The sequence below is a fragment of the Pseudochrobactrum kiredjianiae genome (assembly GCF_030362795.1).
Lineage (GTDB): Bacteria > Pseudomonadota > Alphaproteobacteria > Rhizobiales > Rhizobiaceae > Pseudochrobactrum > Pseudochrobactrum kiredjianiae.
The window spans coordinates 797,390-812,928 of sequence record NZ_JAUCBM010000001.1; the positions used below are offsets into that span (position 1 = coordinate 797,390).

The 15,539-nt window shown below is 54.4% G+C and carries 13 protein-coding genes; 7 read left to right on the top strand and 6 right to left on the bottom strand.

Translation table 11 applies throughout. The annotated features are described in order from the left end of the window. Positions 1 to 2 precede the first annotated feature (2 nt). The 7 genes from QUF18_RS03545 to QUF18_RS03575 are packed head-to-tail and all read left to right on the top strand — an operon-like array spanning position 3 to position 8,216. Positions 3 to 1,460: an NAD(P)-binding domain-containing protein gene (locus QUF18_RS03545; protein WP_289385253.1), complete on the top strand. Its 1,458-nt coding sequence runs from the start codon at positions 3 to 5 to the stop codon at positions 1,458 to 1,460. Beyond that, a complete protein-coding gene (locus QUF18_RS03550; protein ID WP_289385255.1) occupies positions 1,457 to 2,437 on the top strand; it encodes an ABC transporter permease in 981 nt (326 codons plus the stop codon). Before QUF18_RS03545 ends, QUF18_RS03550 begins: the two co-directional genes overlap by 4 nt. Then, positions 2,434 to 3,333, top strand: a complete 900-nt coding sequence (locus QUF18_RS03555) for an ABC transporter permease (RefSeq protein WP_272906577.1) — start codon at positions 2,434 to 2,436, stop codon at positions 3,331 to 3,333. The genes QUF18_RS03550 and QUF18_RS03555 overlap by 4 nt, the downstream gene beginning before the upstream one ends. Beyond that, complete coding sequence (locus QUF18_RS03560) at positions 3,330 to 4,322, top strand: ABC transporter ATP-binding protein (protein ID WP_289385262.1); 993 nt, start codon at positions 3,330 to 3,332, stop codon at positions 4,320 to 4,322. Before QUF18_RS03555 ends, QUF18_RS03560 begins: the two co-directional genes overlap by 4 nt. Beyond that, positions 4,319 to 5,362, top strand: coding sequence for an ABC transporter ATP-binding protein (locus QUF18_RS03565; protein ID WP_289385264.1), 1,044 nt, complete (start codon positions 4,319 to 4,321; stop codon positions 5,360 to 5,362). Before QUF18_RS03560 ends, QUF18_RS03565 begins: the two co-directional genes overlap by 4 nt. Beyond that, positions 5,359 to 6,927, top strand: a complete 1,569-nt coding sequence (locus QUF18_RS03570) for an ABC transporter substrate-binding protein (RefSeq protein WP_289385266.1) — start codon at positions 5,359 to 5,361, stop codon at positions 6,925 to 6,927. The genes QUF18_RS03565 and QUF18_RS03570 overlap by 4 nt, the downstream gene beginning before the upstream one ends. 11 nt (positions 6,928 to 6,938) lie before the next feature. Then, the gene (locus QUF18_RS03575; protein ID WP_289385268.1) at positions 6,939 to 8,216 is read left to right on the top strand and encodes an acyl-CoA thioesterase/bile acid-CoA:amino acid N-acyltransferase family protein; all 1,278 of its coding nucleotides are present in this window, start codon (positions 6,939 to 6,941) and stop codon (positions 8,214 to 8,216) included. Between the two features lie 52 nt (positions 8,217 to 8,268). On the opposite strand, the gene QUF18_RS03580 is transcribed toward QUF18_RS03575, so the two are convergent. From QUF18_RS03580 to QUF18_RS03605, 6 genes are all read right to left on the bottom strand, one after another. After that, entirely contained in the window at positions 8,269 to 9,075 is an 807-nt protein-coding gene (locus QUF18_RS03580; protein ID WP_289385270.1) for an arginase family protein, read from the bottom strand. Positions 9,076 to 9,171: 96 nt separating this feature from the next. Continuing rightward, positions 9,172 to 11,013: an ABC transporter ATP-binding protein gene (locus QUF18_RS03585; RefSeq protein WP_289385272.1), complete on the bottom strand. Its 1,842-nt coding sequence runs from the start codon at positions 11,011 to 11,013 to the stop codon at positions 9,172 to 9,174. 15 nt (positions 11,014 to 11,028) lie between these two features. Next, complete coding sequence (locus tag QUF18_RS03590) at positions 11,029 to 11,883, bottom strand: sulfite exporter TauE/SafE family protein (RefSeq protein WP_289385274.1); 855 nt, start codon at positions 11,881 to 11,883, stop codon at positions 11,029 to 11,031. A gap of 17 nt (positions 11,884 to 11,900) precedes the next feature. Continuing rightward, the gene (locus tag QUF18_RS03595; RefSeq protein ID WP_289385276.1) at positions 11,901 to 13,703 is read right to left on the bottom strand and encodes a gamma-glutamyltransferase family protein; all 1,803 of its coding nucleotides are present in this window, start codon (positions 13,701 to 13,703) and stop codon (positions 11,901 to 11,903) included. Positions 13,704 to 13,722: 19 nt separating this feature from the next. Next, positions 13,723 to 14,583: a nickel transporter permease gene (nikC, locus tag QUF18_RS03600; RefSeq protein ID WP_289385279.1), complete on the bottom strand. Its 861-nt coding sequence runs from the start codon at positions 14,581 to 14,583 to the stop codon at positions 13,723 to 13,725. Continuing rightward, complete coding sequence (locus tag QUF18_RS03605) at positions 14,580 to 15,527, bottom strand: ABC transporter permease (RefSeq protein ID WP_289385282.1); 948 nt, start codon at positions 15,525 to 15,527, stop codon at positions 14,580 to 14,582. The genes nikC and QUF18_RS03605 overlap by 4 nt, the downstream gene beginning before the upstream one ends. Positions 15,528 to 15,539 lie beyond the last annotated feature (12 nt).

Consider the following 15,539-nt stretch of genomic DNA (forward strand, 5'->3'; position numbering starts at 1 on the left):
CCATGACAAAATTTCCCTCATCGCTTGAAGAACTCAACAGCCTCGTTGCCCGTGATCTGGATTATCTGACATTACCGGCTAAAGAATGGGTGCCGCTGAAACAGATCGGTGGCGAAACACTGCTGGATGTGGCGATTATCGGTGGCGGCATGGCAGGCCTGTCAGCTGCGGCATCGCTGAAACATCTTGGTATCCGCACGGTTATTTTTGATGCACGCCCTCACGGTTTTGAAGGCCCTTGGGCAACAACAGCGCGCATGGAAACCCTGCGCTCACCAAAGAGCCTTACAGGACCGGCGATTGGAATTCCGTCTCTGACATTCCGTGCATGGTTTACAGCACAATTCGGTGAAGCCGAATGGGATGCCCTCGATAAAATTCCGCGCCTGCAATGGATGGATTATCTGCGCTGGTATCGCGATGTTCTCAATATTGAACTGCGCAATGATCATCGCATTACACTGATCAAGCCGGAAGCTGACCACACCGTGCTGGAGCTGGAAACCCCGCAAGGCAGCCAGACTGTCCGCGCCCGTCACGTGGTGCTGGCAACCGGACGCGATGGTCTCGGGGGGCCTTATGTGCCGGAGATTATCCGCACTCTGCCGAAGCAGTTCTGGGCACATTCGTCGGATGAAAATGATTATAGTGCGTTGAAGGGCAAATCGGTTGCCGTTATCGGTGCCGGTGCATCGGCGATGGATAGTGCGGCAACGGCTTTGGAAGCTGGTGCGGCGCGTGTCGATCTGCTGATCCGCCGCAAAGATATTCCGCGGATTAATCGTGGTAAGGGCATGGGTAATCCGGGCTCAGTCTATGGCATGCAAAATCTCGATGGCCGCACCAAACTGGTAATCTACAGCTATATCGGTGCGGAACAGGTGCCGCCGCCGCGTGCCAGTGTGCTGCGCGTCAGCCGCCATAACAATGCATTCTTTCAGCTGGGCGCTTCCCTTGAGAGTATCGTGGTGAAGGGTGACAAGATCGAGATCACCACGCCACAGGGACGCAGACAATTCGACTTCCTGATCGCTTCCACCGGTTTTCAGATTGACTGGCGCCAGAAAGCCTTCCTGTCGGAAATCGCCAGCAAAGCCCGCACATGGGAAGAGCGTCTGGCACCGCTGACCGGCAATGAGGATCGCTCATTGACTGAGGCACCGGATCTCGGACCATCTTTTGAATTCCTGCCAAAAGCGGGCGTGGAGGCAGAGGGTCTGTCCCGTATCCATTGCTTCTGCTATCCGGCCATGATGTCTCATGGCGGTGTATCCGGTGATATTCCGTCGATCAGTGAGGGCGCAGCCCGTCTGTCAACGGGCATTGCCGCCACGCTGTATCATGAGGACATCGACCAGCATTTTGCCAATGCCAAAAGCTATTCAGAGCCGGAAGTCTTCGGGGACGAATGGGTTGAAGCAGATAATTATGACCAGACTGATCTTGAGGCGCTGGTATGAATTTCACTGTCTGGCTCATCAAACGATTAGCTCAGGCGGCGGTCGTTCTGCTGATTATGTCGGTCATCGTGTTTCTCGGCCTGCATATGATCGGCAATCCGGCAGATATTCTGCTGGCACCCGATGCAACGCAGGTCGACCGCGCAGAGCTGATTGAACGCCTCGGCCTCGATCTGCCGGTCTGGCAGCAATATTGGTTGTTTCTGAAAAGCGCTTTGCAGGGCGATCTGGGCAATAGCTTTGTCTATAATACACCTGCGGTGACGCTGATCCTGCAACGCCTGCCAGCAACGCTGGAACTGGCCGTACTGGCAATGATCTTTGCGGTGTTTATCGGTATTCCGCTCGGTCTTTTTGCTGGGCTTAAACCGGAAAACCCGTTTGCCAAGCTGATCACAACCGGCAGTATTCTGGGCTTTTCCCTGCCAACTTTTTGGGTTGGCCTGCTGCTGATTATGACCTTTAGCGTCTCGCTCGGGCTGTTGCCTGCCAGCGGACGCGGCACAACCGTGCGGATTTTCGGCGTGGAGTGGTCATTCCTGACCCTCGATGGTCTGCGCCATATGCTGCTGCCGGCAATCAATCTGGCAATGTTTAAAGTCTCGCTGGTTATCCGTCTCACCAATGCCGGTGTGCGTGAGGTGAAATCGCTGGATTATGTGCGTTTTGCCCGCGCCAAAGGCCTGTCGCCTTTGCGTGTTGTGCGCCGCCATATCCTGCGCAATGTTATGATCCCGCTGGTCACTGTGCTTGGTATTGAATTCGGTTCGACTGTCGCTTTCGCGGTGGTAACCGAGAATATTTTTTCATGGCCGGGTGCCGGTAAGCTTATCCTCGATAGTATCAACGCGCTCGACCGCCCTGTGGTTGTTGCCTATCTGATGGTGGTTGTGACGTTGTTTGTGACGATCAATCTTATCGTGGATATTCTGTATCGTGTGCTTGATCCGCGTGTCAGAACGGAGGCGGCCGTATGACCATGTCTCTCACCAAACCACCGCGCTCACCAATCGCAGAAAATATCCGCATGTTCCTGCGCTCGCCGCTTGCCGTTTTCGGGCTGGCTTTGTGTGTGCTGATTGCCGCCGCCGCTATTTTTGCGCCGCTGATCGCACCGCAGAACCCCTATGATATGATGGCGATTGACGTGATGGATGCACGTCTCGCACCGGGTGAAACCAATATGACGGATGGTTATACCTATCTGCTCGGAACTGACGGGCAGGGGCGAGATCTGTTCTCGGCTATTCTCTATGGCCTGCGCACCAGTCTGGTTGTCGGCATTGGTTCTGCCACTATTGCCGGCGTGATCGGCATTGTGCTCGGGCTGGTTGCGGCCTATGCAGGCGGCAAAACCGATGCACTGCTGATGCGTCTGGTCGATCTGGTCATGTCGCTGCCGTCTATCCTCGTGGCACTCTTGATGCTGGCTTTCTTCGGTCGTGGTGTCGGCAATGTGGTAATCACACTGGTGCTGCTGGAATGGGCTTATTATGCCCGTACCGCCCGTGGTCAGGCACTGGTGGAAAGCCGCCGCGACTATGTGGAATCTGCCCGCGGGCTTGGCCTGTCGCCGCTCAGAATTCTGCTTGGTCATATTCTGCCGAATTGCATGCCGCCGCTGATTGTTATCGGTACATTGCAGATCGCCCGCGCGATTACACTGGAAGCTACGCTGAGCTTTCTTGGCCTTGGTGTACCGGTGACAGAGCCTTCGCTTGGCCTGCTGGTGTCCAATGGTTTCCAGTATATGTTGTCGGGTGATTACTGGATCAGTTTCTTTCCGGGGCTGGCTTTGCTGATTTCGATCGTGGCTATCAACCTCGTGGCCGACCGCCTGCGTGATGTGTTTAATCCGAGGGCTTTATCATGAGTGAATTGCTGCTGGATGTCCGTAATCTCTGCACGAGATTTTATACTGATGCCGGTGTGCTACATGCGGTTGAGGATGTGTCTTTTACGCTGCGTGCTGGGCAGACCATGGGGCTGGTCGGAGAATCCGGCTCCGGCAAATCGGTGACAGGTTTTTCGATTTTGGGGCTGATTGACCGGCCGGGTCGCATCGTGTCTGGTGAAGTGCTGTTCAAAGGACAGGATATTACCAAACTGTCAAAGAAACAGCTGCGCCATTTGCAGGGCAACCGTATTGCAATGGTGTTTCAGGACCCGATGATGACGCTCAATCCGGTGCTGCGTATCTCCGAGCAGATGATTGAAGCACTGCAGGCGCATGAGAAAATCTCCTATACTGATGCCCGTCAGCGTGCCCGTGATGTGCTGGGTGCAACCGGTGTGCCAAGCCCTGAAAGTCGTCTGGATGCCTATCCGCATCAATTATCCGGCGGTATGCGCCAGCGTGTGGCATTGGCAATTGCGATGCTCAATAAGCCGGATCTGATTATTGCTGATGAGCCGACAACGGCTTTGGATGTGTCGATCCAGTCGCAAATTCTGGCGGAAGTGCAGGGATTGGTCAAAGCCACCAATATGGCGCTGATCTGGATTACCCATGACCTGTCAGTGGTGGCCGGTATCGCCGACACTTTATCGGTGATGTATGCCGGACGTATTGTTGAAACCGGCCATGTCGGTGCTGTGCTTGATCAGCCACGCCATCCATATACCGCAGGATTGATCGGCAGCCTGCCCGGCAATGCGGAACCGGGCACCCGCTTGCAGCAAATTCCGGGACTGGCACCGAATATGTTCCATCCGCCGAAAGGTTGTGCTTTTGCCGCTCGTTGTGGCTCGGCAACGGATGCTTGCAATGTACAGCCGGAATTTACCGGAACAGAGGATCATCGCTATCGCTGCTTCCATCCGGTTACGCTGAATAGCAATATGCAGGAGCTGCGGCCATGACCAGTAACAATCATGATATTACTGCTCAGCAACCAATTGTTCTGCAAATGCAGAATATTGAAAAGCGTTTTGGCGGCGGTGGTTCTGCCTTAACAGAGCGTATGGGGTTGTCACGCCCGCGCCCTGTTGTGCACGCGCTGGATGGTGTGAACCTGACCATCCGCGCCGGTGAATTTGTCGGTCTGGTTGGCGAATCCGGCTCCGGCAAGTCCACGCTCGGTCGTATTGCAGCCGGTTTGATGGCACCAAGCAGCGGCGAGGTTAAGGTCTATAATAAAGCACCATCACGCGAGAATAAAACACATCTTGATGTGCAGATGATCTTTCAGGATCCGCAGGCCAGTCTCAATCCGCGCAAACGTATTGATAAGGCTGTTGGCGAGGCCCCGCTGATCCATGGCCTGACGAACCGCGCAGGCATTGATGAGTATGTCAGTGCGCAGCTGCGCCGCGTCGGGCTTGATCCGGCAATCCGCACCCGTTTTCCGCACCAGTTTTCGGGCGGTCAGCGGCAGCGCATCAGTATTGCCCGTGCTCTGGCGCTTAATCCGCGTTTTCTGGTCTGTGATGAATCCATTGCCGCACTGGACGTTTCTATTCAGGCGCAAATCCTCAACCTGTTTATGGACCTGCGCGAAGAGCTTGATCTGACCTATCTGTTTATCAGTCATGATTTGCGGGCGGTGCGCCATGTCTGCGACCGCGTGCTGATCATGTATCTGGGCAGAGTGGTGGAGGATGCACCGGCGAAGGAGTTCTTTGCCCGCCCGAACCATCCTTATACGAAAATGCTGCTGTCCGAAGTGCCGGATCTCTCGCAGCGCGGCAAAGCCTATTCAGCGATTAAAGGGGAAATTCCAAGCCCGATTAATCCGCCGAAGGGCTGTCATTTCCACCCGCGCTGTCCGCTTGCTTTTGACAAATGCCGCCTTGAGCGCCCTGCATTGAAGCAGGTCGGTGAGCAGCATTTAAGCGCCTGCCACCTCAATGATAACCCTTCATTTATTGATAAAGCCGCCCCATTGGAGTTAACCGCATGAAAAATTTACTTGCTGTCCTTGTTATGACCACCAGCCTGTTTTCTGCCAGTGCTATGGCAGAAGAACTGCGTATCGGTTTTGCGGATCCGTTGTCATCCATTGATCCGCAACTGAACAACCATGCCGGTGACCATTCTGTCGCCCAGCATTTCTGGAGCGGCCTGACCGGCAAAGACGCCATTAATATGCAGCCGGGTGTTGCCAAGACATGGCGCAATATTGACCCGCTGACATGGGAATTTACCCTTTTTGACAATGCGGTCTGGTCTGACGGTCAGCCGGTGACTGCTGCGGATGTGGCTTTCTCCTATGACCGTGCCCGCGATGTGCCGGGCAGCGTTGCCAGCGTCAAAGGTTTTATCCGTACAGTTGATAAGGTCGAGATCAAAGATGACCATCATCTGCTGGTCAAAACCACTGTGCCTGATCCGCTGCTGCCGGTCAGCCTTTCCAGCCTCTACATTGTCAGCAAGCATGTCGGTGAGAAATCAACAACGGAAGATTACAATAGCGGTAAGGCCATGGTGACCAACGGCGCCTATAGCTATGTCGGCTACACACCGGGTGACCGTGTGCTGATGAAGCGCAATGAAACCTATACCGGCGACAAGCCTGAATGGGATACGGTTACCTATCGTTATATTGCCAATCCGGCAGCGCGTACCGCTGCCTTGCTGGCTAAAGATGTGGATGTGATCGACAAAGTATCTGTTGCCGATATTTCCAAACTGGAAAAGTCGGAAGGCGTAAAAGTCTATGCCTATCCGGGTTTACGTGCGTTGATCATGCAGCCAAGCTTTAGCACGCAGCCGTCCAAATATCTGACCGACAAAGCCGGTAATCCGCTGAAGGAAAACCCGCTGCTGAATCAGAAAGTGCGTGAAGCGCTGACACTGGCGATCAACCGTGAAGCACTGGTGAGCCGTATCATGCAGGGTGGCGCAACGGTTGCGAACCAGTGGATGCCGGAAGGTACATTCGGTTATGACACGGATACGAAAGACATTCCGTTCGATGCCAAAAAAGCCAAGGAACTGCTGACAGAAGCAGGCTATCCGGATGGTTTCAAAATGACAATCCATGCGCCAAGCGACCGTTACCCGCAAGGCCCTGAAACCGCACAGGCTCTGGCTCAGTTCTGGACACGTATCGGCGTGGAAACACAAGTAGAGGTCGTACCTTTCTCGGTTTATTCCGGCAGCGCCAACAAAAACGAATATGCCATGACCATGATCGGTTGGGGTAATGGCACCGGCGAGGGCACCTATGCCATGACCTCTATTCTGGCAACGCCGAATAAGGAAAAAGGCGTTGGTGCATCCAACTGGGGTCACTATAGCAGTGCCGATCTCGATAAGGCTCTGGCTGAGGCAACGTCAGAATTTGACAATGCCAAGCGTGAAGATGTTATCCGCGGTGCGGTGAAAACCGTGATGGGTGATGTCGGTATTATGCCGCTCTTCCATTATAAAAATATCTGGGCATCGCGCGATGATCTGAAAGTTGTGCCGTGGAACAGTGACCGTACCGTTGCGATGCAGGTCAGCAAAATCAAAGCTGACTGAGGAACTGGCTGATGTTGCAAATCTCTGTTGAACCAGCCGTAGCGCTGATTGATGTGGAGCGCCGGATTACGATATCCGGCGCTAAGCCACAGGGCAAAGTCACGGTCAAAACACTGACAAAGCGTGCCGGTCATGACTGGACGAGTGAGGCGGTTTTTGAAGCCGATGCACAAGGCGTGATTGACCTGACCCGCGATGCACCTGTGTCCGGCACCTATCAGGGTGTCTCAGCTATGGGGCTGATCTGGTCGCAAAATCATGGCGGGCAGGGCATGTTGCCGCTGTTCCATCAGGATTTGTCACAGGCGCTTGAAACAACAATCACAGCAAGCTCCGGTGATGACAGCAGTGATGCATTGCTGGTGCAAACTCTGATGGCAGAAGGTGTGACCCGTGAGGAAGTGCGGGTGAACGGTCTTGTCGGCACGCTTTATCGCGCTGCTGGCAGTGAAGCACGACCGGCTGTGATGATCATGAACGGTTCCGGTGGTGGTGTGAATGAACCGCGTGCGGCGCTTTATGCGTCCCGTGGCTATCATGCGCTGGCACTTGGTTATTTCGGTGCAGAAGGTTTGCCAAAATATATTTCCAACACACCGCTGGAGTATTTTGAAAAAGGGCTGGACTGTTTGCGCGAAGCTGTGAAACCGAAAGATGATTTCGTGGCGGTCAGCGGTCAGTCACGGGGCGGCGAGTTGGTGCTGTTATTGGGCGCTACCTACCCGCAGAAAGTCTCTGCGGTGATCGGCTATGTGCCGAGCGCATTTATGCATGGGGGGCAGGCGGCTGCCGATCCTGCCTTGGGTCGTGACGGGCCTTGCTGGCTCTATCAGGGCAAGCCGCTCACCCATATCTGGGATAATAACCGCTTTGCGAGCTGGAAGCCGTATGATGACGGGCCGCAGCCACGCCGCAACAGCGCTGCAATGCGTACCGCACTTGCCGATCCTGAAGCTATGCGCAAAGCGCGTATTCCGGTGGAAAAAATTGCAGGGCCGGTGATGCTGATCTCCGGCGGTGATGATGGTGCATGGCCGTCAGATTATTATTCACTGCTGGTGCAGTCGAGCCTTCTGGCCGCCAATCATGCTTTTCCGGTGGCGTGGTATAATCATCCGGAAGCAGGACATTCCATCCTGTTCCCTTATGTGCCGGCTACGCAGATTGTTCATGCACATCCGGTCAATGGCAATCTCACGACAATGGGCGGCGAACCTGATGTGAATGCTGAGGCCAATGCCGCATCATGGCAGGCTGTGTTACAATTTTTAAAACAGGCAACGGCTTAAAACGTCGATTAAACAGAAAAGGCGCAGTGTCGGATAACACTGCGCCTTTGTTTTACTTAAACAGCGGGGTGATGATCTCTTCGAGAACCGCAAGTGCTGCATTATTTGCAGCGGCATCATCGCCTGCTTCAAATTCGGCCAGTTCAATACCGGCAATCTTGTCCTGCGGCAGGGCGGCGAACACATCACGCAGCTGCTGTGGCATCAGACCATCTGCCACTTTATATGCAGCCGGAATGAAATCAGGCTCCATCACATCCCAGTCGACATGCACCCAGATTGGTGCATCACCGATAGCCTGCAAAACCGTTTCAGGGGTGGTTTGGGCAGGGGCAATAATCCGGATACCGGCTTTTGCCAGCATTGCAGCTTCTTCTTCATCAATATCACGACCGCCGATGATGATAACCTGTTCAGGGCGCAAACCTGCACCATGGCCGCTGTCCCACAAACCGCTGGCGGCAGCGACAACCATGCCGCCGAGATAGCCGGAGCCGGTGGTCTCTGGCGTATTGAAATCACCGTGCGCATCAATCCAGAGCAGAACACTGTCCGGTCGCTCACGCGCAACAACCGGCAGGCTTGCCAGACTGGCAGAGCAGGTATTGGCAACGAGCACCGGTATCTGATTGTTTTTGAGTGTGGCGTCCAGAGCGTCGCTGATGCCGTTTAATGTGTCACGCGCTTGCGGCAGGCTGACGGACCAGTCATCAGTGACGACCGGTGAAAGAGAGCCGATTGTTGTTACAGGAGCAGAGGTGAGTTTCTCTACCAGTTTTGCTGTCAATGCCGCACCCGGAATTGCGCCTACGGTGCGATCGGCAATGCGACCCTGTGAAAGAATAATATTATAGGCCATGCCAACTCCCGCTTTATGCCTGTTTGATTGGACAGTTAGAGCGCATGCGAAAAAGTAGCAACCGGCTTTAACGCCGGTTGCTTGTTGATGTGTGAATTAATGCCACTCATCGCCCCATTGTTGCACATAGTGGTCAGGTCCCGCTTCCAGCATCTGGCGAACAGGCGGTTGATAATCCATAGCGCGTACAGGGCTTTTCAACTCATTAACTTTGAGCTTCGGCTTGGAGCCGCGTGTTGCAGGATCAGGCACCGGCACCGCTGATAGCAGGCGCTTGGTATAAGGATGCTGCGGATTGCTGAAAATGCTTTCCCGTGCGCCGATTTCAACAATTTCTCCCAGATACATCACGGCCACACGGTGACTGATCCGCTCCACTACGGCCATGTCATGGGAGATGAAGAGGAAGGCCAGATCAAGCTTGTCCTGTAATTCCAGCATCAGATTGACAACCTGTGCTTTGATGGAAACGTCGAGCGCAGACACGGCCTCGTCAGCAATAATGATCTGCGGATCAAGTGCCAGTGTGCGTGCAATACAGATACGCTGACGCTGCCCGCCGGAAAATTCATGCGGGTAGCGGTCATACATAGCCGGATTAAGCCCGACCTGATTCAGCAATTCTTTGGCTCTTTCCCGTGCTTGTGAGGCACTGGCCAAACCATGCACGATCATCGGTTCTGCAACAGCTTCACCGATTTTCATACGCGGGTTAAGGCTGGCAAAAGGATCCTGAAAGATCAGCTGCATCTGACGACGCTTATCGCGAAACTGCGACTGGCTGATACCAAGAATATTCTCGCCGTTGAGAAGAATTTCACCGGATGTCGGCTCATTCAGCCGGATGATCGAGCGGCCGGTGGTGGATTTGCCGCAACCGGATTCCCCGACGAGCGACAGGGTTTCCCCTGCTTTAATCGCGAAGGAGACATTCTCAACGGCATGAACCCGTCCTGCCGGTTGCCGGAACAGGCTCTTTGGCAGATCGAAATATTTACGCAGATTGCGAACTTCGAGAACGGTTCTCGGTTCTGCGGTACTGGTTTCCTGTTTTGCAGAAGAATGATCTTCCTCCGCGGGTTCCACCGGCAAGCCTGTGCTGCGATCAATCTCAGGGAATTTTAGCGGTGCGCTTTCCCCTTTCATTGAGCCGAGTTTCGGCACCGCAGACAACAAAGCACGGGTATATGGATGCTCCGGTGCCGCAAAAATATCGGCTGTGTCTCCGGTTTCAACAATATTACCGTGCAGCATCACGATGGTACGGTCTGCGATTTCTGCCACTACACCCATGTCGTGGGTGATGAAGAGCACAGCCATGCCTTCTTCTTTTTGCAGCTCTTTGATCAGATCAAGAATCTGCGCCTGAATAGTCACGTCCAGCGCCGTGGTCGGCTCATCGGCGATCAGCAGTTTTGGTTTACAGGCTAGCGCCATGGCAATCATGACACGCTGGCGCATCCCGCCCGAGAGCCGGTGCGGATAATCTTTGACACGTGTTGCCGCAGACGGAATCCGCACACGCTCCATCAGATGAACCGCCTCAGCCTCGGCTTTCTCGCGGGACATGCTGCGATGGGTCATCAGCACTTCCGCAAGCTGGAAACCAATGGTCAGGCTCGGATTGAGCGAGGTCATTGGCTCCTGAAAAATCATGGCGATTTCATTGCCGCGGATTTGGCGCATTGCGCCATCATTAATCTGCGTGAGCGATGCACCGTTGAAGACTGCATTGCCTTCAATCTTGCTGTTGAGCGGCGGCAGCAAGCGCATCAGCGAGAGTGCCGTAACACTCTTGCCAGAGCCGGATTCCCCGACAATGGCAACGGTTTCACCAGCCTTGATGTCAAAGGAAATGCCATGAACAACCGGCGACCATTGACTGCCGGTGCGGAAGGAAACTTTGAGATCTTTGACGGACAGAAGAGCTTCTTGCATGCTAAAACCTTTCTATCAATAAAAGACGCTGATTAGAAAACGCAGACAAATCAGCAGCAGGAAGGTGCCGAAAAAGACTTCGAGCTTACGTTTTGACAAGCTATGTGCCAGTTTCACGCCGATAGGGGCGGCGAAAATACTGGTCGGAATAACCAACAGAAAACCGAGCAGGGAAACATAGCCGAGTGCCAATGGTGGCTGAAGCGCCGCAATTTCCGGAAACTCGGCGGCACGCGGCCAGCCTGCATAAATATAGCCCAGCGCACCCGGTATCGATATCAGGATGCCTAAGCCCGACGATGTGGCAACAGCCTGATGGATCGGCCGGTTATAGAAGGTCATGAACAGATTGGAGAGTTGTCCGCCGCCAATACCCATCAGCGATGACAGGATACCGATCACCAGACCGACCATACGGATTGCCAGCTTGCCCGGCAGCTCGTCTGCAATTTTCCAGCTGTCTTTACCAAACAGCAGACGGATTGCGGAAACACCGGCAACCAGAATGAAGATGAACTTAAACACTTCCGCCGGTGCATAACGCGCAATAACACTACCGGCAATAACGCCAAGAACAACCGGCACCGCCCAGAGTTTGAGCAGGCTGGTATCAACCATGCCACGGGCACGATGTGCATTATAAGAGCGGATCGACGTCGGGATAATAATCGCAAGCGATGTACCGATGCTCAGTGGCATCAGGACATCATTGGGAACGCCCATAATCCGGAACAACTCATAGAGCACCGGAACCGCGACGGTACCGCCGCCGACACCAAACAGGCCTGCGAGCAGGCCGGTGATCCCACCGGCTGCCAGCATCGCCAGAGCAAGCCAAAGCAGCTGCTGTATTTCAATACCCATTATCACTGTGAAGCTTTCCCGAGTTAGCGACCAACCGCATAGGCCTGCATCAGGCGTGGTGTTGCAGCGGCACGCAGCAATCCGTTATTTTCGCGCTCTGCTGCGGTCAGACGGCCGACTGTCCACTCATCAACAATCTCGACATCATGGCCGCGTGCCTTCAGCTCATTGAGCACGGCTTCACCAATGGATTTTTCAATCACAAGGCGACCCGGAATAGCTTCACGCGGATAGAAAGATGACGGGAAATGCATGGTGTGGAACAGCGGAAGATCAATGCCTTCCTGCAGGTTCAGGCCATGATGGACACGGCGCAGGAACAACAGTAGCTGCCATTGGTCCTGCTGATCGCCGCCCGGTGTGCCAAAGACAAGGCGCGGTGTGCCCTGATAGCTGGCGAGCGACGGGGTGAGTGTGGTGCGCGGGCGCTTGCGTGGCGCAAGGCTGGTTGGCAGATCAGGCTCCAGCCAGAACATCTGCGCACGGGTATTGAGCGGGAAGCCGAGTTCCGGAATAACCGGAGAGGACTGCAACCAGCCGCCGGATGGCGTGGCAGAAACCATATTGCCCCAGCGATCAATCACGTCAACATGCACGGTATCACCGCGTTTTTCAGTACGCAGGTGCGCCATGGTCGGTTCACCGGCACCCGGTGCGAGATTGGCGTTGGCATCGGCATAGCGGAACTGTGCGACGCCACGCTCATGCTGGGCTTCATAACCTGCAACCAGACCCGGACGCAGCTCATGAGAGGCACTTGTGCCGATCATGTTACGGCGTTGTTCATTGTACTCTTCCGATAGCAGGTGCTCCATAGGCACATCGACAAAATTCGGATCGCCATAATAGATTTCACGATCTGCATAGGCCAGTTTCATGGCTTCAATAGTAGTGTGGACAAATTCCGCACTATCCGGTGCCATCGCTGCAATATCGGTGTTTTTCAGCAGAGCGAGGGTTTGCAGGAATGCAGGGCCCTGGCCCCACGGGCCGGTTTTGGAAACTGTCCAGCCGTGATAATCATAGGTGAGCGGTTCTTCATAAGTGGCACTCCAGCGCGCCATATCATCGACTGTCAGAATGCCTTTATGGCGTTTGCCGCTGGTATCCATGGCCTCTGTGCTACGGCAGAAATCCTCAATCGCCTGTGCAACAAAGCCACGATAGAAACCGTCGCGTGCATGATCGATAATCTCTTCACGGCTGCCGCCTTTGGCTTCAGCTTCATCCACCAGACGCTGATAGGTCTTGGCCAGCACTTCATTGGTGAACAGTTCATGAGCCTGCGGGAGATTGCCGTTGCGAGCCCATGTGGCATAGGAGGTCGGCCATTCTTTTTCAAAGAACTCAGCCTGATCGTGGATTGTATTGGCAACGCGCGGCAGCATCGGATGGCCGGTGCGGGCATAATAGATCGCCGGTTCCATCACATCGCGCAGGCTCATGCTGCCGTGATCGCGCAGCATCAGCATCCATGCATCAAAGGCACCCGGAACGACGGTTGCAAGCAGGCCCGAACCCGGAACCAGATCAAGCCCTTCCTGTTTATAGCGCTCGATTGTTGCTGCACCCGGTGTTACGCCCTGACCGCAAACCACTTCGGTTTTGCCGGTTTTAGCGGAGTGAAAAATAATCGGCACTTCACCGGCAGGGCCGACCAGATGCGGCTCGACAATCTGCAGAACAAAGCCTGCTGCAACTGCGGCGTCAAATGCATTGCCGCCGCGCTCAAGCAGCGCCATACCGGCAGAAGAGGCCAGCCAGTGGGTGGACGTGACAACACCAAAGGTGCCGAGAATTTCAGGACGGGTTGTAAACATACTCATCGGAATTTCCTCAAAATTATTAATATTCGCGCGGATCAATAGCGTCGCGCAGGCCGTCGCCAAGCAGATTGAAACCCAGAACCACGAGGAAGATTGCGGCTCCCGGCCATACGGACATCCATGGCGCTTGTGAGATGAAGTTTTTCGCTGTGTTCAGCATGGAACCCCATGACGGGTTCGGTGGTTGCTGGCCAAGACCGAGAAAGGACAGGCTGGCTTCGGCAATGATTGCCGCTGCAATGGTCAGCGTTGCCTGCACGATAATCGGTGACAAAGCATTGGGCAGAATATAGCGCAGGATAATGCGCGGATGACGCAGACCCAGAACCTGAGCGGCCTCAATATATTCCTCATTACGGATGGAGAGCACCTGACCACGGGTCAGGCGGGCAAAGACTGGTGCAGCAGACAAACCAATGGCAATCATCGCATTGGTGAGGCTGGCACCGAGAAAAGCCGCCAGTGCAATCGCCATAATCAGAAACGGAATGGCGAGCATCGCATCAATCAGCCGCGAGATAATACTGTCTGCCCAGCCACCAAAATAACCGGCGATAATGCCGAAAGGCACACCGACAATCATTGCAATGAAGACGGAAACAACACCCGCCATCAGCGATGTGCGTGCGCCATAGGCCATGCGCGAGAACAGATCACGTCCCAACTCATCGGTGCCTAACCAGTGCAATGCTGACGGTGGTTTGCGGATCGCGGTGAAGCTGGTTTGCAGCGGGTCATAACCGGCAATGAGCGGCGCCAGAATAGCGAGAAGGGCGAAGAAGCCAACCAGAATAGCGCCCAGAACAGCGGCTCTGTTTGAGAGGAATTTCTGTAAGGTGCGGTTGGGTTGTTTCTTAACCGGAATTGCGAGCGCACTCATGTTGCATCCCTCAGTCTCGGATTGACGATAATATAGAGAATGTCGGCGAGGAGATTCATCAGGATGAAGCCAACCGCAGTACACAACACCACGCCCTGCACAACAGCATAGTCACGGGTGAAAACCGCATCGACGATCAGTTTGCCAAAGCCCGGAATGGTGAAAATTTGTTCGGTCAGAACCGCACCGGCGAGCAATTCACCAAACAGCAAAGTGGTCAGTGTGATGATCGGAACGAGGGCATTACGCAGTGCATGGCGCAGGATAACCGTCTTTTCATTCAAGCCTTTGGCGCGGGCTGTACGCACATAGTCTGAGCGTAATACGCCGAGCATGGCAGAGCGGGTATGGCGCATCAACACACCGGCAAGGCCGGTGCCCAGCACAAAGGCCGGCATAATCATGGTGCGGATATTCTGTCCCAGATCTTCAAGCGGCGATGTGTAGCCGGACGAAGGCAGCAATTGCCATTGAACGGACACCACCAGAATAAGCAGAATGCCAAGCCAGAAATTCGGAATAGACAGGCCGGAGAGTGCCGCCACATTGATCGAGTAATCGGTCAGCGTGCCTTTGCGCACGGCAGATATGATCCCCGCAGGCACACCGATGAGCAGCGCAACGATCATGGCAAAAGCTGCAAGCTGCAAGGTTACCGGCAATTTTTGTACGATCAGTTCCAGCACCGGTTTTTCTGTGCGGATGGAAATACCGAAATCACCGGTCAGAATACGGCCAAGCCAGCTGGTATATTGCGTGACTATCGGGTCGTTGAGCCGGTATTTTTCCTGAAGATAAGCAATGGTTTGCGGATCACGGTCTTCACCGGCCAGCGCCAGAATAGGGTCGCCTGGCAGCAATTTTTGCATGCCGAAAACGATGACCGAGACCAGAAACAGGGTCGGGATCACCACTAAGCAGCGCCGGATAATTAATTCGAACATAGAGTGAGTTCC

Bases quoted from the DNA above. Each gene is read 5' to 3' on its own strand.
- QUF18_RS03580 (WP_289385270.1), bottom strand. From the start codon at position 9,075: ATGGCCTATAATATTATTCTTTCACAGGGTCGCATTGCCGATCGCACC.
- QUF18_RS03605 (WP_289385282.1), bottom strand. From the start codon at position 15,527: ATGTTCGAATTAATTATCCGGCGCTGCTTAGTGGTGATCCCGACCCTG.
- QUF18_RS03545 (WP_289385253.1), top strand. From the start codon at position 3: ATGACAAAATTTCCCTCATCGCTTGAAGAACTCAACAGCCTCGTTGCC.
- QUF18_RS03560 (WP_289385262.1), top strand. From the start codon at position 3,330: ATGAGTGAATTGCTGCTGGATGTCCGTAATCTCTGCACGAGATTTTAT.
- QUF18_RS03550 (WP_289385255.1), top strand. From the start codon at position 1,457: ATGAATTTCACTGTCTGGCTCATCAAACGATTAGCTCAGGCGGCGGTC.
- nikC (WP_289385279.1), bottom strand. From the start codon at position 14,583: ATGAGTGCGCTCGCAATTCCGGTTAAGAAACAACCCAACCGCACCTTA.
- QUF18_RS03595 (WP_289385276.1), bottom strand. From the start codon at position 13,703: ATGAGTATGTTTACAACCCGTCCTGAAATTCTCGGCACCTTTGGTGTT.
- QUF18_RS03570 (WP_289385266.1), top strand. From the start codon at position 5,359: ATGAAAAATTTACTTGCTGTCCTTGTTATGACCACCAGCCTGTTTTCT.
- QUF18_RS03555 (WP_272906577.1), top strand. From the start codon at position 2,434: ATGACCATGTCTCTCACCAAACCACCGCGCTCACCAATCGCAGAAAAT.
- QUF18_RS03565 (WP_289385264.1), top strand. From the start codon at position 4,319: ATGACCAGTAACAATCATGATATTACTGCTCAGCAACCAATTGTTCTG.
- QUF18_RS03585 (WP_289385272.1), bottom strand. From the start codon at position 11,013: ATGCAAGAAGCTCTTCTGTCCGTCAAAGATCTCAAAGTTTCCTTCCGC.
- QUF18_RS03575 (WP_289385268.1), top strand. From the start codon at position 6,939: ATGTTGCAAATCTCTGTTGAACCAGCCGTAGCGCTGATTGATGTGGAG.